33 protein-coding genes are annotated in these 25,964 nt (G+C 66.8%); 29 read left to right on the top strand and 4 right to left on the bottom strand.

The features are described 5' to 3' along the window. Positions 1-38: 38 nt before the first annotated feature. The 4 genes from ACN9MU_RS30095 to ACN9MU_RS30080 all read left to right on the top strand — a co-directional run bounded on the left by ACN9MU_RS30095 (position 39) and on the right by ACN9MU_RS30080 (position 5,002). Positions 39-1,973, top strand: coding sequence for a polymorphic toxin type 15 domain-containing protein (locus ACN9MU_RS30095; RefSeq protein WP_426165674.1), 1,935 nt, complete (start codon positions 39-41; stop codon positions 1,971-1,973). A gap of 9 nt (positions 1,974-1,982) precedes the next feature. Continuing rightward, positions 1,983-2,606, top strand: coding sequence for a GAD-like domain-containing protein (locus tag ACN9MU_RS30090; protein ID WP_426165672.1), 624 nt, complete (start codon positions 1,983-1,985; stop codon positions 2,604-2,606). Positions 2,607-3,213: 607 nt separating this feature from the next. Continuing rightward, positions 3,214-4,032: a hypothetical protein gene (locus tag ACN9MU_RS30085; protein WP_426319507.1), complete on the top strand. Its 819-nt coding sequence runs from the start codon at positions 3,214-3,216 to the stop codon at positions 4,030-4,032. Positions 4,033-4,090: 58 nt separating this feature from the next. Continuing rightward, complete coding sequence (locus ACN9MU_RS30080; protein WP_426319506.1) at positions 4,091-5,002, top strand: hypothetical protein; 912 nt, start codon at positions 4,091-4,093, stop codon at positions 5,000-5,002. A gap of 3 nt (positions 5,003-5,005) precedes the next feature. Here ACN9MU_RS30080 and ACN9MU_RS30075 read toward each other — a convergent pair whose 3' ends face one another. Both ACN9MU_RS30075 and ACN9MU_RS30070 read right to left on the bottom strand, forming a co-directional pair. Then, the gene (locus ACN9MU_RS30075) at positions 5,006-5,746 is read right to left on the bottom strand and encodes a radical SAM protein (RefSeq protein WP_426319505.1); all 741 of its coding nucleotides are present in this window, start codon (positions 5,744-5,746) and stop codon (positions 5,006-5,008) included. Next, entirely contained in the window at positions 5,743-6,228 is a 486-nt protein-coding gene (locus ACN9MU_RS30070; RefSeq protein WP_426319504.1) for a tetratricopeptide repeat protein, read from the bottom strand. Before ACN9MU_RS30070 ends, ACN9MU_RS30075 begins: the two co-directional genes overlap by 4 nt. A gap of 111 nt (positions 6,229-6,339) precedes the next feature. Here ACN9MU_RS30070 and ACN9MU_RS30065 point away from each other — a divergent pair, with 111 nt between their 5' ends. After that, positions 6,340-6,960 (top strand): PEP-CTERM sorting domain-containing protein, encoded by a 621-nt coding sequence (locus tag ACN9MU_RS30065; protein WP_426165662.1) that lies wholly within the window; start codon positions 6,340-6,342, stop codon positions 6,958-6,960. Here ACN9MU_RS30065 and ACN9MU_RS30060 read toward each other — a convergent pair whose 3' ends face one another. Together ACN9MU_RS30060 and ACN9MU_RS30055 are read right to left on the bottom strand one after the other, a co-directional pair. Then, positions 6,961-7,536, bottom strand: a complete 576-nt coding sequence (locus tag ACN9MU_RS30060; RefSeq protein ID WP_426165660.1) for a tetratricopeptide repeat protein — start codon at positions 7,534-7,536, stop codon at positions 6,961-6,963. Positions 7,537-7,551: 15 nt separating this feature from the next. Then, on the bottom strand, positions 7,552-8,703 hold the full coding sequence (locus tag ACN9MU_RS30055) for a tetratricopeptide repeat protein (protein ID WP_426319503.1): 1,152 nt from the start codon (positions 8,701-8,703) through the stop codon (positions 7,552-7,554). Positions 8,704-8,784: 81 nt separating this feature from the next. On the opposite strand from ACN9MU_RS30055, the gene ACN9MU_RS30050 reads away from it, so the two are divergent. The 24 genes from ACN9MU_RS30050 (at position 8,785) to ACN9MU_RS29935 (ending at position 25,962) form a co-directional block, all read left to right on the top strand. Further along, positions 8,785-9,966, top strand: a complete 1,182-nt coding sequence (locus ACN9MU_RS30050; RefSeq protein WP_426319502.1) for a glycosyltransferase — start codon at positions 8,785-8,787, stop codon at positions 9,964-9,966. Between the two features lie 114 nt (positions 9,967-10,080). Then, entirely contained in the window at positions 10,081-10,806 is a 726-nt protein-coding gene (locus ACN9MU_RS30045; protein ID WP_426319501.1) for a flagellar hook-basal body protein, read from the top strand. A gap of 3 nt (positions 10,807-10,809) precedes the next feature. Further along, positions 10,810-11,601, top strand: a complete 792-nt coding sequence (flgG, locus tag ACN9MU_RS30040) for a flagellar basal-body rod protein FlgG (RefSeq protein WP_426165652.1) — start codon at positions 10,810-10,812, stop codon at positions 11,599-11,601. Between the two features lie 3 nt (positions 11,602-11,604). After that, positions 11,605-12,525, top strand: a complete 921-nt coding sequence (flgA, locus tag ACN9MU_RS30035; protein ID WP_426319500.1) for a flagellar basal body P-ring formation chaperone FlgA — start codon at positions 11,605-11,607, stop codon at positions 12,523-12,525. Between the two features lie 8 nt (positions 12,526-12,533). Then, positions 12,534-13,112, top strand: a complete 579-nt coding sequence (locus ACN9MU_RS30030) for a flagellar basal body L-ring protein FlgH (protein ID WP_426165648.1) — start codon at positions 12,534-12,536, stop codon at positions 13,110-13,112. A gap of 1 nt (position 13,113) precedes the next feature. Continuing rightward, complete coding sequence (locus tag ACN9MU_RS30025) at positions 13,114-14,232, top strand: flagellar basal body P-ring protein FlgI (protein WP_426165646.1); 1,119 nt, start codon at positions 13,114-13,116, stop codon at positions 14,230-14,232. Between the two features lie 14 nt (positions 14,233-14,246). Further along, positions 14,247-14,627 carry a flagellar basal body rod protein FlgB gene (locus ACN9MU_RS30020; RefSeq protein WP_426165644.1) on the top strand — a complete coding sequence of 127 codons (381 nt, stop codon included), beginning with the start codon at positions 14,247-14,249 and terminating at the stop codon, positions 14,625-14,627. Then, positions 14,627-15,052 carry a flagellar basal body rod protein FlgC gene (gene flgC / locus ACN9MU_RS30015; protein WP_426165642.1) on the top strand — a complete coding sequence of 142 codons (426 nt, stop codon included), beginning with the start codon at positions 14,627-14,629 and terminating at the stop codon, positions 15,050-15,052. Before ACN9MU_RS30020 ends, flgC begins: the two co-directional genes overlap by 1 nt. Then, positions 15,049-15,354: a flagellar hook-basal body complex protein FliE gene (fliE, locus tag ACN9MU_RS30010; RefSeq protein ID WP_426165640.1), complete on the top strand. Its 306-nt coding sequence runs from the start codon at positions 15,049-15,051 to the stop codon at positions 15,352-15,354. Before flgC ends, fliE begins: the two co-directional genes overlap by 4 nt. Positions 15,355-15,372: 18 nt before the next feature. After that, complete coding sequence (fliF, locus tag ACN9MU_RS30005) at positions 15,373-16,791, top strand: flagellar basal-body MS-ring/collar protein FliF (protein WP_426337665.1); 1,419 nt, start codon at positions 15,373-15,375, stop codon at positions 16,789-16,791. Continuing rightward, a complete protein-coding gene (locus ACN9MU_RS30000; RefSeq protein WP_426336537.1) occupies positions 16,788-17,261 on the top strand; it encodes a hypothetical protein in 474 nt (157 codons plus the stop codon). Before fliF ends, ACN9MU_RS30000 begins: the two co-directional genes overlap by 4 nt. Then, positions 17,249-18,163, top strand: a complete 915-nt coding sequence (locus ACN9MU_RS29995) for a FliH/SctL family protein (RefSeq protein WP_426336536.1) — start codon at positions 17,249-17,251, stop codon at positions 18,161-18,163. Before ACN9MU_RS30000 ends, ACN9MU_RS29995 begins: the two co-directional genes overlap by 13 nt. Beyond that, complete coding sequence (locus tag ACN9MU_RS29990; protein WP_426336535.1) at positions 18,163-19,470, top strand: FliI/YscN family ATPase; 1,308 nt, start codon at positions 18,163-18,165, stop codon at positions 19,468-19,470. Before ACN9MU_RS29995 ends, ACN9MU_RS29990 begins: the two co-directional genes overlap by 1 nt. Continuing rightward, positions 19,467-19,937 carry a hypothetical protein gene (locus tag ACN9MU_RS29985; RefSeq protein ID WP_426165632.1) on the top strand — a complete coding sequence of 157 codons (471 nt, stop codon included), beginning with the start codon at positions 19,467-19,469 and terminating at the stop codon, positions 19,935-19,937. Before ACN9MU_RS29990 ends, ACN9MU_RS29985 begins: the two co-directional genes overlap by 4 nt. After that, the gene (locus tag ACN9MU_RS29980; RefSeq protein ID WP_426319495.1) at positions 19,927-20,778 is read left to right on the top strand and encodes a hypothetical protein; all 852 of its coding nucleotides are present in this window, start codon (positions 19,927-19,929) and stop codon (positions 20,776-20,778) included. Before ACN9MU_RS29985 ends, ACN9MU_RS29980 begins: the two co-directional genes overlap by 11 nt. Positions 20,779-20,781: 3 nt before the next feature. Then, positions 20,782-21,189: a flagellar hook assembly protein FlgD gene (locus ACN9MU_RS29975; RefSeq protein WP_426165628.1), complete on the top strand. Its 408-nt coding sequence runs from the start codon at positions 20,782-20,784 to the stop codon at positions 21,187-21,189. A 9-nt stretch (positions 21,190-21,198) separates the two neighbouring features. After that, positions 21,199-22,386 carry a flagellar hook protein FlgE gene (locus ACN9MU_RS29970; RefSeq protein ID WP_426165626.1) on the top strand — a complete coding sequence of 396 codons (1,188 nt, stop codon included), beginning with the start codon at positions 21,199-21,201 and terminating at the stop codon, positions 22,384-22,386. Beyond that, positions 22,386-23,135 (top strand): FliM/FliN family flagellar motor switch protein, encoded by a 750-nt coding sequence (locus tag ACN9MU_RS29965; protein ID WP_426165624.1) that lies wholly within the window; start codon positions 22,386-22,388, stop codon positions 23,133-23,135. The genes ACN9MU_RS29970 and ACN9MU_RS29965 overlap by 1 nt, the downstream gene beginning before the upstream one ends. Positions 23,136-23,154: 19 nt before the next feature. Further along, a complete protein-coding gene (locus ACN9MU_RS29960; RefSeq protein WP_426165622.1) occupies positions 23,155-23,499 on the top strand; it encodes a FliM/FliN family flagellar motor switch protein in 345 nt (114 codons plus the stop codon). After that, entirely contained in the window at positions 23,492-23,848 is a 357-nt protein-coding gene (locus ACN9MU_RS29955) for a flagellar biosynthetic protein FliO (protein ID WP_426165620.1), read from the top strand. Before ACN9MU_RS29960 ends, ACN9MU_RS29955 begins: the two co-directional genes overlap by 8 nt. Beyond that, positions 23,845-24,594, top strand: a complete 750-nt coding sequence (gene fliP, locus ACN9MU_RS29950) for a flagellar type III secretion system pore protein FliP (protein WP_426165618.1) — start codon at positions 23,845-23,847, stop codon at positions 24,592-24,594. Before ACN9MU_RS29955 ends, fliP begins: the two co-directional genes overlap by 4 nt. Positions 24,595-24,605: 11 nt before the next feature. Next, entirely contained in the window at positions 24,606-25,310 is a 705-nt protein-coding gene (locus tag ACN9MU_RS29945; RefSeq protein WP_426336534.1) for a sigma-70 family RNA polymerase sigma factor, read from the top strand. A gap of 12 nt (positions 25,311-25,322) precedes the next feature. Further along, positions 25,323-25,706 (top strand): hypothetical protein, encoded by a 384-nt coding sequence (locus ACN9MU_RS29940; RefSeq protein WP_426165614.1) that lies wholly within the window; start codon positions 25,323-25,325, stop codon positions 25,704-25,706. Then, on the top strand, positions 25,696-25,962 hold the full coding sequence (locus ACN9MU_RS29935; protein WP_426165612.1) for a flagellar biosynthetic protein FliQ: 267 nt from the start codon (positions 25,696-25,698) through the stop codon (positions 25,960-25,962). Before ACN9MU_RS29940 ends, ACN9MU_RS29935 begins: the two co-directional genes overlap by 11 nt. Positions 25,963-25,964: the final 2 nt, after the last annotated feature.

Genomic DNA, 25,964 nt, shown 5'->3' with positions numbered 1-25,964 from the left:
TCTTGGGCAGAAAAACGGCGGTATCGTTGGCCGGCCGGATGGGCTTGATTGCCGGCGAAGGTGCGGAAGCCGCCGCAGCGGCAAACGCCCTGCGCTCGGCGGTTGGGGAGGCTGGCGCGGCTGATGCTGTTGTTGCAGGACGTGGCGCGGTTGGCAATGCCAACGGTGCGCGCGCCGCTGCGGGCGAAGTCGCAGGTGAGACCGGGGCTGTACGCACAGCTGCATCGGAAGCCAGGTCGGGCGCCGTAGGTGAGGCCGCCACAACCCGTGGGCGCCTCAACGGCGAGCCGAATCCGGCAACCGCGATCACTGGCGATGCCAGCGCCGCAAGCCGCGCAAACATTGCGGACCGCGCAGCACCACGCAATCCGTGGGAGCAGACTGAGGTGACAGGAGGGAAGGTCGCCGAGGCTGTACCGGGACGCGCCGCGTCGGAGATGCCAAAGGTAGCCAATGGCAGTGGCGTGGCGGCGGATGCGCCTGCTGTAGTGCGCAATGCCCTGGGTGAAGTTCGTGCAGGCTCCAATGCGGCAAAGGTAGAGCGTGAGGTGCCGCGCGCCGAGCAAGGCCCCGCTCCACGCGCACCAGAGCCGTATCGTCCGCCAGTGCAGGAGCCGACGCCGGCATCTGCGCCAAGCACGCCGGCACCGCGCGGTGCTGAGGTGCATGCGCCACAAGCGCCGCAGGCTCCACGTTCAACTCCGACGGCAGGCAATGCGCCGCAGAAGTTCGAGCTGTCCATGAAGGAGCACAACCGCGCACTGCAGGATGCCGGCCTGAATCGGGCAGAACGCCGAGCTGTCATGAACGGTGAAGCTTCCGCCGCCGAACTTGGTGGAGTCTCGAAAACCGGCCGGCCGGTGATGGTCAATGGCGTGGACGTGCGTAACCTGCGCCGTGCCTGCTTCGTGGCCGGTACGCCTGTGGAAACCCGCGACGGGTTGCGCGCGATCGACCGCCTGGCCATTGGCGACCAAGTTCTGTCGCGTCACGAGGAGACGGGTGAGATTGCCTATCGTACCGTGGTCCGTACGATCGTCATCGAGGACAAGCAGATTTATCGTCTGGTCGTAGCGGACGAGGCAGGCAACCGCGAAACGATCCGCACCACCGATGAACACCCGTTCTGGATCGCAGGCCACGGCTGGGTACGTGCAGCCGATCTGCGTGAAGGCGATCCATTGCTGACGCCGTCCGGCGAACATCGCGTGGTGGTGTCGCTGGTGGAAGAAGAAGGGCTGGAAACCGTCCACAACATTGAAGTTGACGAGTTCCACACCTACTTCGTTGGTGAGTTGCGCATCTTCGTTCACAATGCCGACTGCGGTGAAGTGGAAATTGTGCAGAACACACGACGCCGTGTAGCCGCGGAAGGTCCGACACGTCCGGTTGTGCCTGGGGATGCAGCGCGAGTAGTCTTCGATCCAATGGGCGGCGACAAATTCCGCGCATTGCAGACTGCCGCGGAACGTCGAGAGTTCTTGACAGAGTACGCACGGCAGATCCGAGGTCAGGAAGATGCTTTGAATAGCTTGACAGTTGATCAATTCATGAAAGCACGAGATTCCTTCGATAAGCTGGGACGCAATCCGAATGCGAAACGGGCGCAGAAACAGTTCACGAAAGATTTTGAGCGGGAGGTTAAGCAAAGTATTGCTGAGCGTATGAGGCGCGAAAATCCGCAACTCAGCGATGATGCGATAGACAAAATGGCGGCGCAACAGGCAACGGCAGCTCGTAAAGGCCTCGCAGCATTACATGAGCCGGATAACGTCGCAGGAGGTTATACTTCGGCCGACCCAACTCGTATGGGAAATGCTAATGTCAACTCGTCGATCGGTCCTTCTTGGAACAGCCGCGTTGAAGCTTTGGATTCTTGGGCTGCCAAGGCAAAAGAGGCCGGCTATGGCGGTCACCAAATGAACGTACGCCTGTTCCTAGAAACAGGGCTGATTAATAATGGCCGAATTTAAAGGATGCAAATGAAAAGAGAATATTCCGCTTTCTTGGCGGCCTCCGGCCGCGGAGCGCAATATGCGACTGTTCCTGACCAGATATTGGAGAAGTACCGTGGGATATTGCCAGATTCGTTGCTTGAAATTTGGCAAAGCCAAGGCTGGTGCTCGTATGGCGGAGGTATGTTCTGGACTGTCAATCCAGAAGAATATGGGTGGTTAGTCGATGGCTGGATAAAGCCGCTGAACGAGCTGCCTGAGGACCGCTATTTCATAATTGCGCGTTCGGCTTTCGGCGAGTTCTTTTGCGCGCGGGAGAATGGTCCGCGAGTAATCACGATATGTTGCCCAATTGCCGCCGTGATGGCCCGTAGCTCGGCACTTGCCTCAGGCAACATGGAGGATGCAATTGACATGTTTTTCGGTGGGATGCGTCTGGAAGACTTTGATTTCGATGACGACGACGATAATCCAATGTTTGAAGCTGCTCGGGACGCGCTTGGAGTACTGGGACCAGACGAGGTATACGGCTTTGTGCCGGTACTTCCTCTGGGCGGCGAAGCAAATGTTGCGAACTTGCAGAAGTTGAAGCTTGGAGTTCATATTGACATTATCAAACAGTTTGCAGGCGTACAATTGATGACGGACTAAGCTAAGGAGAGTTGAGAATCTCGACTAGGATGCAAACGGATTTGACAGTTGGAAGAAGTGTAAAGCGCGAAGTCCTTTGTTCCGAACACCGGGTCTGCGGACGCTGAGTTGTGCTGTCTGCTGTCCACGATCGCAGACAAGTACCTGCGTCTGCGCCAGGGAGCAATCGGCGCAGCAAGCTCAACTTTCAACGGCGACTTCACAATAGCGGTTGCTCATGCGGCGCAAGTCGTGCTTGCTGCACCATTTGCGGATATTGAGGCTCAATCTGTTCAATGTGATGGCGGCGAGTCAGCCGTCTTCCGCACCTCTGCCTATCAGCGCGGGCCTGCTGTCGACCTCATAATCATCTGCTGGTCAACGGTATCTATCCCACTGCCCAGTCGTACAACTCCAGGTTTGCCGAGGGCGAGCGGCCCTTCGCCTTGCGGCCAGCGATGCGCACGATGTTTCTGTGCCATCAAGTGCTATTACATGCAGGAGGATAGCTTGAGCAAAATCCGCTTGGTTCAGAACGTGTGCACATGCCGAGCTTTTATCCCCTGCGCCTGACTGCGACCATTGAACTTCCGAAAATTCTAGCAGCGAGCAGATGAAGGAATGGAAGATGAAACAGTATGAAAAGGTATTGGGCGGGCTTGGCATGCCGGAGGAATTGATTGCGCTAGCAACGGGCAGGCTCCAACTGCCTAATGGAATAAACGAACAGCCTGCACGGTGCTACGGCTTTCCGCCGGCACTCATTCCGTTTTGGAGTGCGCCAGATGCGATGATTTACACGGGCTACTGGAGTCACTGGTTCGCTGATCGTGACGCCAGCTTTGTCAAGATGTACGTCAAGTTGGGCTACGTGGTATCTGAAATAGCGCGGACCTGCGAACAGTTCAAAGCATACGAAGTCTTGAATGAGCTTGTATTCGCGGATGAATCCACCCCGGAAGTTGCCGACTTTGCAGCCAAACTAGGGGTTGATTTAGGCCAGATTGAACAATTTGCCGAAACTCATGGCGACGACCCAACACAGTTATATTTGCTGCCAGAATTTGCAGTACGCACGCCACTGGAAAGCTGTTCTGGGTCGAAAGGTTATGACGGTGGTTTTCCAACCGTTAGCAACGCCAATGGTTCTGCTAATAAACAGGCGTCCTCTTTTGAGTTAAATGAAACCACCGCGCGTGCGTTTCTGGCCAGTCCTGATTGTCCCCCATGGTTGAAGACTACGGACAAACAGCACTTATTCCAGACCTATTTGAGTGCGGGAGACCTGACATCGGCGTGGTTCACGTTAAATTCAAGCGGCTGGAACTTTGCCGCTGCTCGGGCCGCATTGACGAAATTGGCGCACCACTCGGAAGTCGACAATTTTCACGCAATGGTCGAGGCATGGCTGTCCTTGCCGCACGAACAATATGGCGTTGGCTATTAGTAGTGGACAAAAATGGTACTTGGAAGCTCGTGACGATTGAGAGTACAGGAGGAAAATTGTGGCATTTCAGGCTGACCCGGAACTGTTGAACCAGACGGTGCAGGCGCTCGCCGATAGCGCGCCGCCGGATTGGAGAGTGATTACTTTCTATTTTGAGTTCTTAGAGGATGAGCAACTCGGGCTGAGAAATAAGTGCACTGCGAGGGCGTTGGGCGGCGAAAATTTCGATATCCACCTGGATAGCTACGACCTCGGCAACACGATTCAGACATACGATACGGTCAAGGCCCTATATCAAGAGGCTGTCCAGCATGGCGAGAAATGGACGGGCGTACGCTTGACAGTCCTGTGGAACGGGCGCTTCAGGTTCCGCTTCTTTTATGGTCAAACACCTCTTCTGGGCGGCGACCGTGAAACGGTGCTGCAGATTATGTCCGAAGGCTTGAACGAATTATGCAAGCCTGACATCGGACGAATTGTGAATCCAGAAATGACTCCAACAGTCGACGAAATTTACCAGCAGATCAAATCTCATCATCTGTTCAAGGTAATCCGTGGCGAGGAAGGCGTGTTTCGCACGCCGTCCTACATTAATGCCGACTTGCTGCCGACCGATCACAACGAGTTGCTGGTCAAGGCGATTTATCCGATCGCCGAGAAGTACAACGTCAAGTTTGCAGAGCGCGAACTTGACTTGGCCTTGCGCGTCGCCGCAAGTGATGCGCTGGGCGTTTTCTGCGCCATCCAGTGCTACTACATGCAAGTGGTGAACGAGGAAGACGGCTTAAGCAATATTCGGTTGAACCGGGCGGATTTGCCGCAGTATTTGACGGCGCGCTATTTCGCTTTGGTGGAAGACCTCAAGAAATTGAACCTGAGCGGCAATGATGCGCCCGATTATGCGCAAAAGAGTGCCCTGAGCTACCTGAGGATCCTGGTGGAGCAGTATGGCGTGAAGGCCACCGCATAGGCGTTAGCGCAAGTGAGCACAGCCAGCGCAGGGGAGCGGCACCTTGCGCTCTTCGAGGATGCTGCGCAGCGCGGCGATTGACTCGAAGCGGCTGGCGTCCTTGATGAAGCAGCATGGCATCTCGCCGCCGCTCAGGTCGTAGTAGCGCATGCCGTCATTCTCCAGAAGGTGGCAACGGTACTCGGTCGGTTGGCGGTGCAGCTGGATGCGCTGTGGGTAACGGCGGCTGTAGTCGTCCTTGCCCTGCAGCGGCTGAATCATGTGGCGCAAGCCGCGCTTGCGGCACCATTCGCGCACTGGCTGAACCGAGGCGGAAACGGCGACGGAGAAGATCGTGATGTCGAGTCTGCCGCGCAGGTTCTCGACAAACTCGATGACGCGTTCCAGGTTGTGGCGGCCGATGCTGGCCGCTTCGCAGGCATCCAGCGTGTCTATGCTGACGCCGATCTGGCGGAAGTCGGCCAGGAAGTGTTCGGGATATTTGTACGTGCCGTTGGTGATGGTGAACGGCTCGGCGCCGATGGTGCGCGCGTAGGCGGCCATGGCGAAGAAGTCGCGGTTCAGCGTTGGTTCGCCTTCGCCCTGCAGCGACAGGCGGCGTGGCACGCCGTAGCGCGCGACGTGCCTGTCGACGATGGCGCGGAAACGTTCCAGCGGCATGTCGCCTTGCGCCATGTCGCGTCCTGCGCAGTAAAAGCAGTCGAAGTTGCAGCGTGTGCTGACTTCGACTTGCACATCCATCATTGCTGGGCCGTGGCGTCCAGCGATTGCAGCAATTCCCTGCCGCGCTCGGCGTACAGGTTGCTGGAGGCGGCCGACTGCAGCAACACGTCCAGGTGGCGGCGCGCGTCTTGCGCCTTGCCCTGGCGCGCCTGGTGCAAGGCGCTGAAGTACAGGGCCGGCGGGTGCACCGGGTCGCGTTCCAGGATGGCATCCCACAGCACTTGCGCCTGTTCGGCCTGGCCGTCGTTGAAGTAGGCCATCGCCAGCTGGAACTGCTCGGTCGGCGCGTCCGGGTGCAGTGCCAGGTAGTGCTGGAACAGCTCCTGGGCGCGGCGCGGCAGGCCCAGCTGGGCGTATAGGCGGGCCGTCATGGCAATCGCTTCCGGTTCGGGGGCGTTGCCGGCCAGGACCAGCTTCAACTTTTCCAGTGCGAGGTCGAGCCGGTTGCTGTCGATGTGATGGCGGGCCAGGGCGACCAGTTCATCGGGCGCAAATACGGACAAATTGTTGCTGGACGTCATAGTGGCGAAAGAAAAGTTAAGTAATTTGAATGTCAACATGCTACCATACAATGTTTAATGTATTGCAGCATCTATTTCTAAAAAGGAAAAAGTATGTTCAGCAGCTGGAAGCGCTGCGGCTTGCTGGCCGTGGCTTTATTGATGTCGGCGTCTGCGCAAGCGGGCTTGTTGACGTTCGAAGACCAGGACCCTGGCGACTGGGTGGCGCCGCTGGAGGCGGGCTATGGCGGCTTTGAATGGGGCAATGACCCCGCCGTTGTTTTCAAGGACTACATCCAGTCCCGCGGCTACCAATTGGGCACGGTGGGCAATGTTGGCTTGATCGGCTGGGACGGCATTATTTCGTTCTCGCGTGCGACCAAGTTCAATTTCGACCGCGCTGCCATCACGGCCGCCTGGAGCATGGATGAGGATGTCCTGGTGCAAGGCTGGCGCAATGGCCAGCTGCTGTACACCAAGACCCTGCAGACCTCCTTCAACGGACCTTACTACTTCGATTTCGGCTTCAAGGGCGTGGACGCGGTGAGCTTCCTGGGCACCGGTGGTATCGATGCCGGCTCGCAGGACGGCGCCGGCCCGCAACTGGTGCTTGACCAGATCCAGTGGAGCGTCGACCAGGTCGACCCGCCTGGCGATGTGCCGGAGCCGGCGACGTTGCCGCTGATGGCCGGCGGTCTCGGCCTGCTGGCCCTGGCACGCCGCCGGCGTTCCTGATCAGTGCGTGCTGCGGCCGGTATAGGCCGACAGCATCACGTGCTGGCTGCTGTCGGTGCCGGCGCTTTGCTGGCGCTGTTCTTCCGGCAGCTTGTTGACGTCGTCGATGATGCGCTGCATGTCGGCGTTCAGGGCCGGGTTGTCCAGGTTCAGTTCAATGCCGCGTTGCAGGTAGCGCAGCGCATCGGCAAATTCATCCGCCAGCAGGTGGCGCAGGCCGCGGCCAAAGTGGAACAGGCATTTGCCTTCGTCCAGGTCGTCCAGCGCCACCAGCACGTCGTTGGCGCGCGGGCCGTCGCCTGACGACAGGTACAGCAGGCCCAGCTGGAAGCGCGCGATGGCCAGTTCCGGATTGGCGGCAATGGCCGCTTCCATCGCGGTTGCGGCGCGGTCATACATGCGCAGCGAGGCGTAGCTGGCGCCCAGCATCAGCAGCGCTTCGGCGCTGGCATCGGGGCGGCTGCCCGCTTCTTTCAGGTAAGCCAGCGAGGTGGCGGAATCGCCGTTACGGTCGGCTTCCAGCGACAGCTGGAGCAGCTCGGCCTGGTCAAGCATGGCGAGGGTGGGGTTGCTCATTTTCGTAATCCGTTCTCAGTGTTTCGGCGCGCGTTGCGCCACAAAAGTGGTCAGGTATTCCTGCAGGCTCGGGGCATCCGCCGTCGGGCGCTGTTGCAGTGCGCGCGAGATCAGGCGGTCGGCCAGCTGGCCGTGGCCGTCCAGCTTGAGCAGGGCGGCCTTGGCGTAGACGGCGCCGAAGTTGGCCGGGTCCAGGCGGTTGGCCACGGTCACGGCCTGGCGCGCCTCATCCAGGCGGTTCAGGTGCACCAGCGCGGCAGCCAGGCCGCCGTGGGCTTCGGCGAAACCACGGTCGGCTTCCACGGCGCGGCGGAAACTCTGTTCCGCTTCGGCGTGGCGGCCGGTGGTCAGCTGGGCCCAGCCCAGCGCGACGATGGTGCCGGAATGCTCGGGCATGCAGGCTTCGGCCCTGGCCAGCGAGGCCAGCGCATCGTCCTGCTCTTCGGTGTAGAGCTGGCTCAGGCCCTTGCCCAGCCAGGCGCGCCCGTTGTCCGGGCGCTGCGCCAGCACGGTGTCGAAGCTGGTGCGCGCGGTGGCGATGTCCTGGTCTTCCAGCGCCAGCGAACCGCGCACGGCGTTGGCTTCCACGCTGTCGGGCTGGACGGCCAGGGCCGCCTCGGCGGCGGCGCGCGCCTGTTCGCGGTCGCCCTGGTCGAAATAGAGCAGGGAAAGATAGGCCTGGCTGTCGGGCGATTCGGTCTGGGCATGCCATTGCCGGGCCGCTTGCAGCGCTTCATCCATCTGGCCGGTGTGGTGCAGGCAATTGGCGAGGTAGCGCGCATTGGCCGGCACATCCAGGCCGCCCGCTGCGGCGGCGCTGAACTGCTGCGCCGCTTCCTCGAAGCGATCCTGGTAGAACAGGGCGATACCCAGGTTGTGCTGCAGCGCCGGCGCTTGTTCGCCCTCTGCCAGCAAGCCTTCGAACAGGACGCCCGCTTCGCTGAAGCGGTGCTGCGACAGGTAGACGGCGGCGGTGCGCGCGGTGGCGGCCGAGGCATCCGGCAGCAGGGCGGCGGCACGGCCATAGCTGGCCAGGGCGGCATCGAACTGGCCTGCCTGGTGCTGCAGGTCGCCCAGGTCGAGCAGCAGGCTGGTGTTGTCCGGATCGGCTTGCAGGAACGTGGTGAAGCGCTGGATCTTGGCGGTGAGGTCTGTTGCGGTCGACATGGTAAAGCTTGGCAAATTTAGCAATGCAAGATCATCCTACAATATGATGAACGTGTAAACAACGCAATATTTCTTTCAAAGATGAATGCAAACATCCTGTTCGCGTGGGAATTGGGCGAACACCTGGGCCATGTCTCGAAATTCCTGCCGCTGGCGCTGGCCTTGCGCGAACGCGGTTACCGTCCCGTGTTTGCGGTGCGCGACACCCATTCGGCTGAAGTGGTGCTGGGGCCGCACGGCATGCCTTGGCTGCAGGCGCCGGTGGCAATCGGCCAGGGCGCCGCCGCCGGGCCGGCCCTGAACTATGCCGACATCCTGCTGCGCTGCGGCTACGCCAGCCCGGTGCGCCTGGCGGGCATGCTGCGCGCCTGGCAACAGATCTTCGAATTGGTGCAGCCGGCGCTGACGGTGTTCGACCACAGCCCGACGGCGCTGCTGGCCAGCCGCGGGCGCGCCATGCGGCGCGTGCTGCTGTCGCCCGGCTTTTTCCTGCCGCCGCGGCAGACGCCGTTCCCGCCCATCCTGCCGCAGGCGGTGGCGCAGGAAAATTTGCTGGCGTGCGACACGGCGGCACTGGCGGCGATCCAGGCGGCACAGGAGCGCATCGGCATGGCGCCGCTGGCGACGCTTCCTGAACTGTTCGACGCCGACTTGCGCTTGCTCGATACTTATCCCGAGCTGGACCATTTCGGCGCCCGGCCGGAAGAGGAATACTGCGGCGGCTTCTATCTCGATGAGGCCGGGGTGCCGGCCAGCTGGCCCGACACCGGGCGGCCGCGCGTGTTCGCCTACCTGCGCCCGGGGCAGCGCGGCGTGGACCGCCTGCTCAGCCAGTTGCGCATGGCGCCTTGCGAGGCGCTGATCTACGCGCCGGGGCTGACAGCGCAGCAGGCGGCGCGCTTTGCCAACAGCAATATGCGCTTCACGCAAGAGCTGACGCAGTTGCGCAGCCTGGCCGGGCAGTGCGACCTGGCCATCCTGTATGCCAGCCATGCCACGATCTGCGCCTGCCTGGCGGCCGGGGTGCCGATGCTGCTGCTGCCGCAGCAGCCGGAGCAAGCCATGCTGGCGCGCCGCGTGGCTGAACTGGGCGTGGCCCGCGTCTACCAGGACGATGCGGCGCCGCTGGCCCAGGTAGAGGACGCCCTGGCCGATGCCGGCATGCGCGCGGCGGCCAAAGCGTGGCGTGGCAGCCACACAGCGATGGCAGCGCCGGCGCTGGCCGATCGTCTCTCGGCACTGCTACAAAACCCCTCAAATTAGTGACACTTTATAAGTTTCCATAAATAAAAACTCTACCATTTTCTGCAATTAGCATTTGCATCATGATAGTATTGCCGACTTTCAATTGTTATATTGTTAGTTGCCGAGGTAACAGTGGACGTAAATGCAATTGCCGGCCTGGGCCTGCAGAACGATGTCCGGCAAATGGAGAGCATCAGCCAGAACCTGGCCAACGCCGTGACGCCTGGTTACAAGAAGCAGCTGGCGCTGGGCACCACCTTCCAGGCTCAACTGAGCCAGGCAGCACTGGCGCAGCCATTGCCGCTGACCCTGCCGTCCCTGCAAAGCAGTGTCATTGATGCCGGCGCCGGGCGCCTGCGCGCCACCGGCGACGCCCATGACGTCGCGGTCGAGGGCACCGATTTCCTGGAGCTGGCCACGCCGGACGGCGCGGCCTACACCCGCCAGGGCAAGCTGCGCGTCGACGTCGATGGCCGCCTGGTCGGCGACCAGGGCCACCCGGTGGTCAGCAGCGCCGGTCCGCTCACCCTCAGCAACGCCCCCTTCACCATCGACGGCAACGGCGACGTGCAACAGGACGGCCGCGTGGTCGGCCGCCTGAAGCGGGTGCGCTTCGAGCAGGCTGGCCGCCTGCAGCCGCTGGGCGGCGGCATGTATGCGCTGGGCGGCGCCACGGTGGCCGACCCGAACAGCAGCGCGCCGGTCAAGCAGGGCTTCCAGGAAGCGTCCAACGTCGACACCACCACCGAGATGGTGCGCATGAGCATGACGGTGCGCCATTTCGAAGCCCTGGCGCGCGTAGTGCAGGGCTATGACGACAACCTGGAAAAGACCATCCGCAAGCTGGGAGATTTTTAAGCCATGAACGATTCGATGTACATCGCCGCCACCGGCATGCAGATGCAGCAGGCCAGCGTGGACACCATTGCCAACAACCTGGCCAACGTCGGCACGCCCGGCTTCAAGCGCTCGCGCGTGAGCTTCCAGGACCTGGTCTACCGCGACATGGGCGGTGCCCGCGCCGCCGCCAGCCAGGCCACCCAGGGCGCTGCGCCTTCGCTGTGGCAGGGCAGCGGGGTCGGCATGGCCGGCATCGTCAAGGCCTTTGCCGGCGGCGAGCTGAAACAGACCGGCCAGGCCCTCGATTTCGCCGTGCGCGGCGACGGCTTCTTCGAAGTGACGGCAGCCGACGGCACGCCGGCCTTTACCCGCGGCGGCAGCCTGGTGGTCGACAAGGAAGGCTACCTGGCCACCAGCGACGGTTACCAGCTGCGCCCGGCCATCCAGGTCGGCAACGACGCCAGCGAGCTGTCGGTGTCGGCCGCCGGCGTGGTGACGGCCAAGCTGGCCGGCCAGAGTTCGCCCAGCGAACTGGGCCGCATTGAACTGGCGCGCTTTGCCGACACCAGCGGCCTGCAGGCCATGGGCGGCAATATGTACCGGCCCAGCGCGGCTTCCGGCGACGCCATCTACGGCGCGGCCGGGGAAGGCGGCATGGGCACGGTGGCGCAGGGCTGGCTGGAAGGCTCCAACGTCAACCTGGTGGATGAAATGGTCAGCCTGATGGTGGCGCAGCGCGCCTACGAAAGCAGCGTCAAGGTGATCCAGGCGTCGGACGAGATGCTGGCCATGAGCAACAACCTGCGCAAATAAGCCATGCGTGCGCTGCTGTGTGCGGCCGCCCTCGCGTGGCTGCCGGCGGCGCAAGGCGCCGAATTGGCGCTGCGGGAAACGGTGATGGCCATGCAGCCGCGCCTGCACCTGGCCGATGTGGCCGAAGTCAGCGGCGAAGGCGCCGCGGCGCTGGCTAGCCTGGACCTGGGCAGCGCACCGCGCATCGGCTATGTGGCGCGCTGGACGCGCGCGCAATTGCAGGAACTGGTGCTGCGCCGGACCGGGCGCAGCGTGGAAGTGACAGGAGCGCAGCAGGTGCAGGTGCGCATGGCGTCGCGGCTGGTGGCTTCGGCCGAACAGCTGGCGCTGGCGACGCAGGCGGTGCAGGCCGCGTTCGGCGCCAACGGCAGCTTGCAGGCGACGCCGCTGCGCGTGCCGGCTGAAGTGGAAGCACCGCAGGACGCGCGCCTGGCCGTGCGGCCGCTGGCGGGACGCACGCTGGCGCCGCGCTTTGAAGTGTGGCTGGACGTGCTGTGGCAGGACGCGGTGTACCGCTCGCTGCGGGTGGAACTGGCCCTGGAGCTGCCGCGCCAGCTGTATGTCGCGCGGCGCGACCTGGCTGCCGGCGAGGTGCTAGTGGCCGCCGATTTTGAAGCCCGCCCCGGCAACGCGGCACTGGCGGGCGGCCTGGCGGCGGACAGCTTGCCCAACGGCGCCCGTCTGCGCCAGCCGCTGCGCGCGGGGCAGGCGCTGGCGGCGAGCCAGCTGGCGCCGGCCGGTTTCATGCGCCGCGGCGAACGGGCCGTGCTGCGCTGGCAGAGCGGCGCGCTGCAGCTGGAGCGCGAAGGCATCGCCCTGGGCGATGCGGCGCCGGGCGAGCCGGTGCAATTGAGGATGTCGGGCGGGGCCGTGTTGGCCGGCCGCCTGCAACAGGATGGAACGGTCCAGGCGGACCTGCAGTGAAGGAGAACATGTTGCGTGCAGTCTTAAAAGGGTTGATCTGGCTGGCCATGGCCGCCAGCCTGCCGGCCATGGCCGACAGCCTGTATCGCCCGCAAAACTACCAGCCCTTGACCTCGGACCTGCGTCCGCGCAAGGTGGGCGACCTGATCACGGTCATGGTCTATGAAAATTCCAGCGCCACCAGCAGCGCCGGCACCAATGCCGGCCGCAGCGCCCAGGTCGGGCTGGACGTGCGCACGCCGAACGGCCTGACGCACGGCGCCGCCATCCGCAGCCAGAACGACAGCGACGGCCATGGCACCACCCAGCGCGCCGGGCGCGTGCTGGCCCAGATCACGGTCGGCATCCGCGAGATCGCCGCCAACGGCGACTTGCTGGTGCAGGGCACGCAGCAGGTCGACATCAATAACGAGCGCCAGACCATCACGCTGGAGGGCCGGGTGCGCCAGCAGGACGTGTCCGACACCAATGTGGTGCTGTCGACCCGCGTGGCGGAAGCGCGCATCAGCTACGCCGGCCAGGGCGATATCTCCGAGCGCCAGCGCCCGGCCTGGTGGCAGCGCCTGTTGACCCTGTTCGGAGTGTGACGTGAAGAAGTGGAGCTGGATCCTGCTGCCGCTGGCAGCACTGGCGCTGAGCCTGCCGGCCGGCGCGCAACAGGTGCGTATCAAGGACCTGGGCAAGATGGAAGGCTGGCGCGAGAACCCGCTGTCCGGCTACGGCCTGGTGACCGGCCTGGCCGGCACCGGCGACTCGCCGCGCAACAAGGCCACCCGCCAGTCGATCGCCAATATGCTGGCGCGCTTCGACCTGCAAGTGGCGGCCGACGACGTGCAGAGCCGCAACGTGGCGGCCGTGATGGTGACGGCCTCGCTGTCGCCGTTCGGCCGTCCCGGCGACGCGCTGGACGTCACCGTCACCTCGCTGGGCGATGCGCGCAGCCTGGTGGGCGGCACCCTGATGCTGGCGCCGCTGAAAGGCGCCGACGGCCAGCTGTATGCGCTGGCGCAGGGCGCGCTGTCGGTGGGCGGCTACAAGTACGACATGAACGGCAATGTGATCCAGAAGAACCATCCGACGGTCGCTTCCATTCCCGGCGGCGCCACCATCGAGGCCGGCGTGCGCAGCACCATGCTGAGCGAGCGCAATACGGTGACCTTCGTGCTGGCCGAATCGGACTACACCACCGCCACCCGCGTGGCCGACGCCATCAATGCGCGCCTGGGCGCCGGCCTGGCGCAGGCCCAGGATGCCGCCGGCGTCGAAGTCAACGTGCCGCCCAGCCGCCGTACGCGCCTGGCCGATTTCCTGGCGGCGCTGGAAAACGTGACGGTGGAACCGGACCGCCGCGCGCGCGTGGTGATCAACGAACGCACCGGCACCCTGGTGGCCGGCGGCGACGTGCGCATCGACAAGGTGGCCGTCTCGCAGGGCGAGCTGAAGGTGTCGATCGTGACCGACAACACGGTGTCGCAGCCGCTGCTGGTGAGCCGCACCGGGCCGGACGTGCAGACGGTGGCCGTCAGCAACAGCCGCGTCGACGTGAAGGAGCAGGGCGGCACCGGCTACCTGGCGCCGCGCGCCACCACGGTGGCCGAGCTGGTGGACGCGCTGGCGCGCATGCACACCAATACCCGCGACATCATTTCCATCCTGCGCGCGGTGAAGGCCGCCGGCGCGCTGCACGCCGACCTGGTCGTGCAATAAACCCGAGGAAGCCCATGGTACCGATGATTGAAGAAAGCACCACCCGCCTGCTCGGCATGGCCCTGGACGCGGCCGTGATGCGCCAGCAGGCGATCGCGCAGAACATCGCCAACGCCAACACGCCGGGCTACCAGCGCATCGGCGTCAGCTTCGAAAGCCGCGTGGCCGGCCTGATGGACGCTGCCGGCCAGGTGCGCGCGCCGTCGCTGTCCGAACTGGCCGCCTACCGTCCGCGCTTGGAAACGCTGGCGCCCAGCAATGCCAACCAGGAAGTGGCGCTGGACATGGAACTGGCGCAGCTGTCGCAGACCACGCTGCAGCACCAGGCCTTGCTGAAGGCCTTGAACAAACACCTGTCCGTGCTGGGCACGGCCATCAACGAAGGGAAACGCTAATGAGCTACCAGGCGGCATTTCAAATCAGCGCCACCGGCATGGCAGTGGAAAAGCTGCGGCTGGACCTGACCGCGGCCAACCTGGCCAACATGAACCAGGCCGCGCCGTCGGCGGCGGCAGCCTACCAGCCGCTGCGCCTGGTGAGCCAGGCGCGCCCGCTGGCCTTTGCCCAGCAGTTCGCCCTGGCCGGCGGCGGCGCCGAAGTCAAGGCCGTGGTGCCGCAGGCCGTGGCGCCGCGCCTGGTGTACGAACCGGGCCATCCCTATGCCGATGCCAAGGGCATGGTGGCCTATCCGGGCGTCGACCATACGGCGGAAATGTTGAACGTCAACCTGGCGCTGCGCAGCTACGAAGCCAACCTGGCGGCCTTCACCGCCGCCCGCACCATGGCCGCGCGCACGCTGGAAATCGGGGGCAACCAATGAGCATCGAAGCGATCGGCGCGATCGGCGCCGTGGATGCGGTCGAACCTGCGGCCCTGGGCGTGCCTGCCGCGCCGGTGGCGGCGCCCGGTTTCGCCGACTGGATCGCGCGTGAAGTGGGCCAGGTCGACGCCACGCTGGCGACGTCGGAAAACGACCTGCGCAGGCTGGCCACCGGCCAGGTGCAGAACCTGCACGAAGTGATGATCCACATGGAAGAAGCCAAGCTGTCCTTCCAGTTGCTGGCACAAGTACGTAACCGCTTGCTGGATGCATACCAGGAAGTGATGCGGATGCAAGTCTAGGAGTCGTAAGTGAATGGAATGATGGAAAGCTGGCGCGGCCTGGGCCGCGGCGCGCGTAACGGCATCGCGGCGGGCCTGCTGCTGATCGTGGCGGTCATGGGCGGCCTGGCGTGGTGGATCTACCGCGCCGACTACCAGGTGCTGTTTGCCGACCTGTCGCCGGCCGATGCGGCGGCAATGACTGCGGAACTGGACAAGTCGAAAACCCCGTACCAGCTGGGCGGGGAGGGCCGCACCATCCTGGTGCCGCAGGACATGGTGTACAAGACCCGCCTCAAGCTGATGGGCAAGGAAGTGCCGCTGCACGGCGCGGTCGGCTTCGAAGTGTTCAACAATGCCGATTTCGGCATGACCGACTTCGTGCAGAAGGTGAACTACCAGCGCGCCATCCAGGGCGAGCTGCAGCGCACCATCCTGGCCATCGACGAGGTGCAGACGGCGCGCGTGCACCTGGCGGTGCCGGAGCAGGGCCTGTTCAAGCGCCAGGCGGCCAAGGCCAAGGCTTCGGTCACGGTCACCATGAAGCAGGGCCATACCCTGGGCGCCGAGCAGGTGCTGGGCATCCAGCGCCTGGTGGCGGCCTCGGTGCCGGAACTGACCGCGGCCGACGTGACGGTGCTGGACCAGCATGGCGTGGCGCTGACGCGCGCCGGCGGCAGCGACGCGGCGGAAGCGGCGGCCAGCGGCCAGCTGGACGCCAAGCGCGGCGGCGAAGACTACCTGCTGAAGAAGGTCAACCGCGTGCTGGACCAGACCTTTGGCGCCGGCACGGCTGTCGCGAGCATCGACCTCTCGCTGAACATGGACCAGAGCCGCGTCACGCTGGAGCAGGTGCTGCCGGCGCAGGCCGTGGTGCGCGAGCGCAAGGTGGTCAGCGACGCCAGCGGCGGCCAGAACGACGCCGTGGCGCGCAATCCGGGCAGCAGCACCACCGAAGCCGACTACCAGGTGGGCCGCCGCACCGAGCAGCTGAACGTGGCCAGCGGCGCGGTCAAGCGCATGACGGTGGCGGTACTGGTGCGCCAGTCGCTGAACGAAGACCAGATCGAAAAACTCAAGGAAGTGGTGGCATCGGCCGTCGGCCTGAACCAGGAACGGGGCGATGCCCTGGTGCTGTATTCGATGCAGCAGTTCGGCAGCCTGCCGGACAGCTTGCCGACCCCGATCGCCGGCCATGCCGATGCCAGCCCGGCCGACGCTACGCCGGCAGCAGCCGCCGGCAAGGCAGCGGCGCCGGCCGGCCGCAACCTGGTGTGGATGCTGGCAGCCCTGCTGCTGGGCGCGGCCGTGCCGGCCTCCGTCCTGCTGCTGGCCCGCCGCCGCGATGCCGATGCCGCGCCGCTGGATGATGCCGCGCGCGAGCGCCTGGTGCTGGATATCCGCAGCTGGATCGCGGCGCCTGCCGCCGGCGAGCGCTTGCCGACGGAGCAGCCATGAACGGTCACAAGCAGGCCGCCGCCGCGCTGCATGGCCTGAGCACGGCCGACCAGGACAAGGTGCTGGCTGAACTGCCGCCAGCCGACCAGGACATCCTGCGCGGCTACCTGGCCGAATTGAGCGCGCTCGGTTTCGCGCGCGCCCCGGCTGTTGCCGCTGCCGCGCGGCCGGCCGCCAGCGTGCTGCGCAACGCCAGCGCCGAAGCGCTGTTTGCCGTGCTGGCGCAGGAGCCGGCCGGCCTGGTGGCGCAATTCCTGGCGCTGGAAGCCTGGCCCGCCGGCGCAGCCCTGCTGGCGCTGTTCCCGGGGCCGCAGCGCGAGCGCATCGCTGCCGCGCAGGCGGCGCAGGGGCCGGTGGCGCCTGCCGTTGCCCGTACCCTGGTGGAGCTGGTAGCCGGCCGCCTGCCGGCCGCCGCAGCGGCGCCGGGCTGGCGCGCGGCCCTGGCAAAGGTATTCCGATGGACCCGATAATCCGCGCCGCCGCCGTTGCCGCCCGCCCGCGCCGCCTGCGCGCGCCCGGCGCGCCGCACCTGGTGGCGCCAGCCGCCGACCCGCATGGCGCCGAGCCGCACGGCGCCGCAACCGGCGGCCACGCTGCGCCCGTCGCGCAAGAGCGCAGCCCGGCCGCATCGCCGGCAGCCGCCGCGCCGCAAGAACAGCGTCCCGCCAGCTCGCCGGCACCAGCGGCCAGCCCGGCTGCTGCCGTGCAGCCGGACGCCGTGCTGGCGCAAGCCATCGCCGCGGAAAGCGCACGCCTGCGCGCCGCATTGCAGGCCGAGCAGCAAGCCTGGATCGCCGCCGCCGAACAGGCCCAGCGCGACTGGCTGGCGCAGGCCGAAGCCCAGCGCAGCGCCTGGCGCGAACAGGCCGAACAGGAATTGCGCGCCGCCTATGGCGAAGCCGAACGGCGCGGCCTGGAAGACGGCGCCGCCCAGGCGCAGCGCGTGGCCGAAGACCTGGTGCAAGCGCAGGTGGCGCGCCTGCAGGCCGCCGCCGGCGCACTGCTGCAAGCCCAGGGCACGCTGGCGCCTTCGCTGCAGGAAGACGCCGTGGAACTGGCCTTCACCATCGTTTGCCGCGTGCTGGGCGAGCAGGCTGCCACGCGCGCCGGCATCCACGCCATGCTGCAGGTGCAGCTGGCCGCGCTGCGCGAACGGCGCGACCTGACGGTGCGCCTGCATCCGGCCGACTGCGCCCTGATGGCGGCCGCTGAAGTGGACGGCGGCGCCGCGCTGCGCTACGTGCCGGACGCCGGCATCGAGCTGGGCGGCTGCCTGATCGACAGCCCGGCCGGCACCCTCGACGCGCGCCTCGAATACCAGCTTGGCCAGTTGCGCCAGGCGCTGGCAGCGGCCCGCGCAGGAGAAGCCTGATGCGCGAGTACCTGGACGCCGCCCGCAATGTGCCGCTGACGTCACGTCTCGGCACGGTGGCTGCCATTGCCGGCTACAGCCTGGAAGCGCTCGGCCCCGACGTCACCATCGGCGAAGTGTGCGAGATCACGCCGCAGGATGCGCCGCCGCTGGCGGCCGAAGCGGTCGGCCTGCAGCGCGGCCGCGTGGTGCTGATGCCCTACGGCGCGCTGCGCGGCGTGGGTATCGGCGACACCGTGCGCGCCACCGGCGTGCAGGCTGGCATGCCGGTCGGCCCGGCGCTCTTGGGGCGCGTGATCGATGCCTTCGGCCAGCCGCTGGACGGCGGCGCCGTGCCGCAGGCCACGGAGCAGCGTCCGCTGCAGGCCCCGCCCATGAATCCCTTGAGCCGGCCGCGCATCGACAAGGTGCTGGAAACCGGGGTGCGCGCCATCGACGGCCTGCTGCCGCTGGGACGCGGCCAGCGCATCGGCATCTTTGCCGGCAGCGGCGTCGGCAAGAGCACCTTGCTGGGCATGCTGGCGCGCGACGTGCAGGCCGACATCAACGTGATCGCCCTGATCGGCGAACGCGGGCGCGAAGTGCGTGAATTCGTGGAAAAGCACCTGGGCCCCGAAGGCCTGAAAAAGAGCGTGGTGCTGGTGGCCACCTCCGACCAGCCGGCGCTGGCGCGCACCCGCGCCGCCCAGGCCGCAACGGTGGTGGCCGAGTACTTCCGCGACCAGGGCAAGCAGGTGCTCCTGATGATGGATTCGATCACGCGCTTTGCCATGGCGCGGCGCGAGATCGGCCTGGCGGCGGGCGAGCCGCCCACCGCGCGCGGCTACACGCCGTCGGTGTTTGCCGACATCCCGGCGCTGTGCGAGCGCTGCGGCACCGCTGCCAGCGGCGGTTCGATCACCGCGCTGTACACCGTGCTGGTGGAGGGCGACGATTTCAACGAGCCGATCTCCGACATCGTGCGCGCCACGCTGGACGGCCACGTGATGCTGTCGCGCGAGCTGGCGCACGAAGGCCATTTCCCGGCCATCGACGTGCTGCAAAGCACCAGCCGCCTGGCCGGCGACCTGGCCACGCGCGAGGAGCTGGCCCTGATGGGCAGCGTGGTCGAACAGTTGGCCACCTACCAGCGCAACCGCCAGATGGTGGACATGGGCGCCTACCGCGCCGGCAGCAATGCCGCCATCGACCGCGCGCTGCACGCCTACCCGGCGCTGCGTACGGTGCTGTGCCAGAGCGTGCACGAATCGAGCCCGCGCGCCGATGCGCTGGCGCGGCTGCGGCGCGCCATCGGAGCGGCGCCATGAGCGGGCGCGGACGCTTCCGTTATCCGCTGGAGCCGGCGCGCCTGCTGCGCGAATGGGCGCTGGACGAGGCGCGCCAGGCGCTGGCGGAACAGAATGCGCTGCTGGCCGAAGCCGAGGCGGTGGCCGGCGGCGCCCAGGCGCGCCTGGCCGACGGCTGTGCGCAATGGGCGGCCATCAGCGGCTCGGGCCAGTTGCTGGCGGCGCAGCAATGCCTGCAACACGGGCGCTACCTGGCGTCGCTGGCGCAGTCGGCGCAAGCGGCCAGCCGTGCGCTGGCCGAGCGGCAGGATGCGCATGCCGAACAGGTGGCGCAGCTGGCGGGCGCGCGGCGCGCGCTGGACGGCCTGGAAAAGCACCGCAGCGAACTGCGGCGCGAATTCGTGCGCGCACGGCTGCAGGCGCAGGCGCGCGAGACCGACGATTTGTGGGGCGTATTGCAGGCGGGGAGGGACGGCGATGGCAATTGAGCTGGAAACGGCGGCGGCTGGAGGCGTGCCGCAGCGCATGAACCGGCAAAACGCGCAGGCGCGCCAGGAACGCTGGCTGGCGCAATTGCAGGATGCGCTGTTTGCAGGCGGCGGCGCGCATGCGCCGGGCCAGCATGGCGGCAATGCGCCGCAAGAGAGCACGCAGGGCCAGCACCAGGCACAGCGCGGCGAACCGGCAGAGCAAGCTGAAAATCCGGCATCCGGCCGCAAGGCAGGGCAGGCCGCTATGCGCCAGGCGGGCGGCAGCGCGGCGCCGGCGGCTGGCGTGCCGATGGACGGCGGGCCAGCCGGCGCCGCGCCCGTCGGGCATGCAGCCGTTGCCGGCATGGCGGCAGTGGGCGCCAGGCCAGGCAGCGCGGGCGCTGCGGCCCCGGCGGCTGGCGTGGCTGCCGCAGCGCTGCCGGGCCTGGCCGCCGCGCGCGCCGGGTTCGGCTTCGCAGCCGGCGCGCTGGCGCAGGACGGCAACGGCGCAGCGGAACAGCCGCAGGGCGCGGCCGAAGCGCAGCCGGAGCCGGGACAGCCGGCCGCCGCGCCGCAGGAAGATTACGCGCCGCGCCTGCTGCGCCTGGCGGCGCAGGGCCAGGGCATGCAAGCCTGGCTGCGCGATGCCAGCCTGCAGCCGGGCCAGGTAGCGGCCGTGGCGGCAGCCCTGGCCGGCGAACTGGCAGCCCAGGGCCAGCCCCTGGCCGCCCTCAGCATCAACGGCAAGCGCCTGCCGGACGGCGCCCTGCGCGCCGCCAGCGACCACGCGCGCCGCAACGCATTCAACGCATATACCGCCGCGGCGCAGCTGCCGCCGGTCCACAACGGGAAAGGATAGGACATGACCATCAGTAGCGCATCGGCCGTCAGCAGCAGCGCGCGCGGCACCTCCAATTCGGCCAACGTCAGCATCGAGGACTTCCTGAAGATCCTGACCGCCCAGCTGAACAACCAGGACCCGCTGAAGCCGGTCGACAACCAGGAATTCGTGGCGCAGATCGCCCAGTTCGCCAACCTGGAACAGACCCGCCAGCTCAACGAAAAGCTGGACGGCATGCTGTCCAACCAGGCTTCGACCCAGGCCCTGGGCCTGCTGGGCAAGACGGTCGACATCAACGTCAACGGCGCGCCATTTACCGGCACCGTGTCGGCGCTGTCGCTGGCCAGCGGCCAGCCGCTGATGACCGTCACTGCCGGCGCCCGCTCGCAGTCCAATATCAACCTGTCGCAGATCATCAATATCCGCTAAGGGGGCAGCATGTTCGAATCGATCACTATCGGCACTTCCGCCTTGCTGGGCCACGAAAAAGGCTTGCGCACGGTCGGCAACAACCTGGCCAACGTCAACACGGCCGGCTTCAAGTCCTCGCAGCTGGGCTTCACGGCCCTGTTCGACCAGCAGGCCGGCGGCGGCCAGGGCGCTGCCGGCAGCAACGCCGGCAGCGGCGGCAGCGGCATGGCGGTCGGCGGCACGGTGGTCAACTTCCAGGCCGGCCAGGACCAGTCGACCGGCAACCCGACCGACCTGCGCATCAACGGCAACGGCTTCTTCGTCATCAAGCGCGACAACGAATACCTGTACACCCGCGCCGGCGACTTCTCGTTCAACGACAAAGGCGCGCTGGTCAACTCGGCCGGCGACGCGGTGCAGGCCATGGGCGAGGGCGGGACGCTGTCCGACCTGGTGCTGGACAAGCAGCTGCGCAGCCCGGCCAAGGCCACCACCACCCTCAAGTTCGCCGGCGCGATCCCGTCGCCGGCAGCCGGCAGCACGGCGGCGCTGGCCGATGTCACCGTGCCCAGCATCACCGCGGTGGACGCCAACGGCACCAGCCATAGCCTGAGCATGAAAATCCACCACAACGGCAACAGCGAGTATGCGCTGACCATCAGCGAAGGCGCCACCACGGTGGGCACCGGCACGCTGAAGTTTGCCGGCGCCTACCCGGTGCCGGGCTTTAATGCGGTGACGGTGGACTGGACCCCGGCCGGCCTGACGGCCACCAGCCTGAAGTTCGACTTCGCCAGCGACGTGATGGCGCAGCCCGGCGCTTCCACCATCGCCTTCGCCAGCCAGGACGGCTACGCGGCCGGTTCCAAGTCGGACCAGACCATCGGCAGCGACGGGCTGGTGACCATCAAGTACAGCAATGGCCAGACCAGCACCGGGCCGCGCCTGGCGCTGGCCGACTTCGACAGCGTGCGCGACCTGAGCGAAGCGGGCGGCAGCGCCTTCCGCCGCAACGCCGACGTGGTGGCCAGCTATGGCTATGCCGGCAGCGCCACCTTCGGCAAGCTGCAGGCCGGCCACCGCGAAGGTTCCAACGTCGACCTGGCCGAGGAATTTTCCAACCTGATCCTGATGCAGCGCGGCTACCAGGCCGCCTCGCACGTGGTCAGCACGGCCAACGAAATGATCCAGCAACTGTTTGAAATGAAGCGCTGATGCACACCAGGCCTTACATCTTATTGAGCGACAGCCGCCTGGCGGCGTTGCGCGCAGCGCTGGAAGCGGCGCTGCGTCCATGGCAGCAGGCCTGGGGCCTGGCGCCCGAGCGCATCGAGTGCGTGGCGCTGCGGGCCGGCGCTGCCGCGCTGTGGACGCCGCGCGCCGCCTTCGAAGGCGCTGGCGGCGCCAGGGCCTGGCTGGCCTGGCCGGATGAACTGGGCGGCGCGCTGGAGCGCGCGCTGTGCGGCGCGGCGCCGGGCACCGGCCTGGCGCAGGCGCTGGCCGGGCGCGCACAGGAAGCGCTGCTGCAGGCGCTGGGGACGGCGCTGCCGGCAGGCCAGCGCGTCGGCGCGCTGGCGCCCGCGCGCGAACTGTATGCGGCCGGCTCCGGCGCGGCCCTGGTGCAGCTGCACTTCGGCCGCCAGGCGCTGGCCATCCTGCTCGACCATGCCGCCGTGGCTGCCCTGGCCCCGGCCGCTCCGGCAGCCCTGGCGCCGCTGGCGCCCTGCGAGCTGCAGGCGGCAGTCGGCGCTGCCACGCTGGCGCTGCCGGTGCAGCTGGGCAGCATTGAGCTCGACCTGGCCGACCTGATGGCGGTGCGCGTGGGCGACGTGATCCGCCTTGGCCGCAGCGCCGAGCAGCCGCTGCCCGTGCTGGCCCCGGATGGCGCCAGCACCCTGTTCCACGCCCACCTCGGCAAGGTGGGCCAGGCCCTCGCGGTGCAAGCCGCGCCGGCCCCTGTTTAATTTTGTAAGGAAGATCGTAATGAGCAGTCATGCAAGCGGCCAGGCCGCATCCGTTGAACTGGCCGAGCGCGTCGAGCTGGCCGAACTGCGCGGCCATGGCGGCGGCGCCCCGCTGGCCCTGGGCCAGGGCGCTTTGCTGCAAGGGGTGCAGGTCGGCCTGACAGTGCAGGTCGGGCAGGCCCAGGCCAGCCTGGCGCAGCTGATGGAGCTGCAGGCCGGCGCCGTGTTCACGCTGGACCGCGCGGTCGATGCGCCGCTCGACCTGGTGGTCAACGGCCAGGTGGTGGGGCGCGGCGAACTGGTGGTGGTGGGCGACCAGTTCGGCGTGCGGGTAACGGAAGTGGCGCCGCGCAGCCATGGCTGAAGCAGTTGCCGCAACGGCCAGCGCCGTCGTCAGCGCGCCGGCCATCCCCTTCAAGCAGGACACGCCGCTGGGCGCCGCGCCGGTCGGCGGCGGCGCCGTGGCGGTGCTGCTGCTGTCGCTGCTGGTGATCGTTGCCGTGCTGTTCCTGCGGCGCCGCCTGCCGCAGGCGGGCGGCGGCAGCGGCGGCCGCCTGCTGCGCGTGCTGGAACGCCAGCCGCTGGGCCCGCGCGCCCAGCTGGTGGTGGTGGAATTCGAGGGCCAGCGCCTGCTGCTGGCGCATACCGAACACGGCGTGGCGCAGGTGGCAGCGGCTGCCGCGCCGGCAGCCGTAGCGCCGGTGGCGCCATGATGCGCCGCCTGTGCCAGGCCGGCGCCGTACTGGCGCTGCTGCTGTGGGTGGGCGTGGCCTGGGCCGCGCCGGACAGCGCACCGGCCATCCAGCTTAACCTGGGCGGGGCCAGCCGCGCCGACACTTCGGCGGCGGTACGCATCCTGCTCGGCCTGACCGTGCTGTCGCTGGCGCCGGCCATCCTGATGTCGATGACTTCCTTCATCCGCATCGTGATCGTGCTGTCGATGCTGCGCCATGCGCTGGGCATGCAGGAGACGCCGCCCAATGCCGTCATCATCAGCCTGTCGCTGTTCCTGACCATGTTCACCATGGCGCCGGCGCTGCAGCAGGCCAATACCCAGGCCCTGCAGCCCTATGTGGCGGGCAAGCTCACTGCTGAAAAGGCCATCCCCAAGGCGCTGGCGCCGCTGCGCGAGTTCATGGTGCGCCAGACGCGCGAAGCGGACCTGGCGCTGATGGTGGAATTGGCGCACGCCGAACGCCCGGCCAGCATGGAAGACATCAGCATGCTGCAGCTGATTCCTGCCTTCATGCTGTCCGAGCTGCGCGCTGCCTTCCAGATCGGCTTCGTGATCTTCCTGCCTTTCCTGCTGGTGGACCTGGTGGTGTCGTCGGCGCTGATGGCGCTGGGCATGATGATGGTGCCGCCGGCCTCGATCTCGCTGCCGGTGAAGATCCTGCTGTTCGTGCTGATGGACGGCTGGAACCTGGTGGTGCGCGCCCTGCTGGGTACTTTCGTCTGAGGGCAATGCCGGTGTCGGAGGACGTCCTTGAAACGGTATGGCAGCGCTTTCACGGGGGCGAGGCCGAGGCGCGCGCCGCGCTGGCGCAAGCCTACGATGCGTATGCACGCATGCACGCGGCGCGCATGTACGCGCGCCGCGTGCAGGACGACCTGGAGTTCGACGACTACCTGCAGTACGCCCGGGTCGGCCTGCTGGAAGCGATCGACCGCTACCAGGACAGCCGCGGCGCCAAGTTCGAGACGTTTGCCTCGTCGCGGGTCAGCGGTGCCATCCTGAACGGCATCGATTCGGCCAGCGACCTGCGCGAGCAGGTGGCCGCGCGCAAGCGCATCGTGTCGCAGCGGGTGGGCGCGCTGGCGGACGGGCAGGACGCCGATGTCTTCGGCCAGCTGGCCGAACTGGCCATCGGGCTGGCGGTCGGCTTCCTGCTGGAGGAAACCGGCCTGTATGCCGCCGGCGAAAGGGAGTATGCCGACAACAGTTATCATGGCGTCGAGCTGCGCCAGCTGCGCAATACCCTGATGGCGGCGCTGGAGCAGCTGCCGCCGCTGCAGCGCCGCATCGTGCATGCGCACTACCTGCAGCAGCAGCCGTTCGGCGAGATTGCGCAGGACTGCGAGCTGTCGGCCGGGCGCGTGACCCAATTACACAAAGAGGCAATGACGGCGCTGCGCCGTCAATTGCGCGGACGCGGGCTGGACGTCAGCCTGTAGGGAGAGCATGGAATGGTGACATCGGTAAGCGGCGTGACGGCCCTGGTGCGGATGATCCGCAGCCAGCTGGCGCCGCATGGCGCGGCCGCCGGCCGGCGCGCCCCCAGTGCGGACGGGCGCGCGGCGGCAACGCCGGACGGCACGCTGGCGCGCCTGGTGGAACAGCGGGTGCGCGCCATCGGCCGCGACGACCCGCAGCGCGGGCGCAAGGCCTTGCGCGTGTTCCTGGAAGCGGTGCTGCTGGACGAGCTGGGCCAGCACCTGCTGGCCGATCCGCGTTTTTTCCGCATGGTCGACGAGGTGCAGGAAGCGCTGGAGCAGGATGATTCCTGCCAACCCCTGCTGGAACAGGCGATGGCGCAGCTGCTGGCGACGGGAGGTCAGGATGGGCAGTGACATGGCCCTGCGCATGCTGTCCGAGCTGCTGTGGACCGGCTTGCTGATCGCGGCGCCGCTGCTGGCCGTGACCTTGCTGGTGGGCTTGCTGGTCAGCGTGCTGCAGGTGGTGACGCAGATCCAGGAAGCCTCGCTCAGTTTCGTGCCCAAGCTGGTGGCGGCCGTGGTGGTGCTGGTGGTGTGCGGGCCGTGGATGCTGAAGCGCCTGGTGGCCTTCGGCGCCGGCCTGATCGCGTCGATACCGCAGCAATTCTAAGG

It is taken from the genome of Pseudoduganella sp. R-32 (assembly GCF_049913245.1).
Classification (GTDB): domain Bacteria; phylum Pseudomonadota; class Gammaproteobacteria; order Burkholderiales; family Burkholderiaceae_D; genus Rugamonas.
This window is presented reverse-complemented; position numbering and strand designations above follow the sequence as displayed.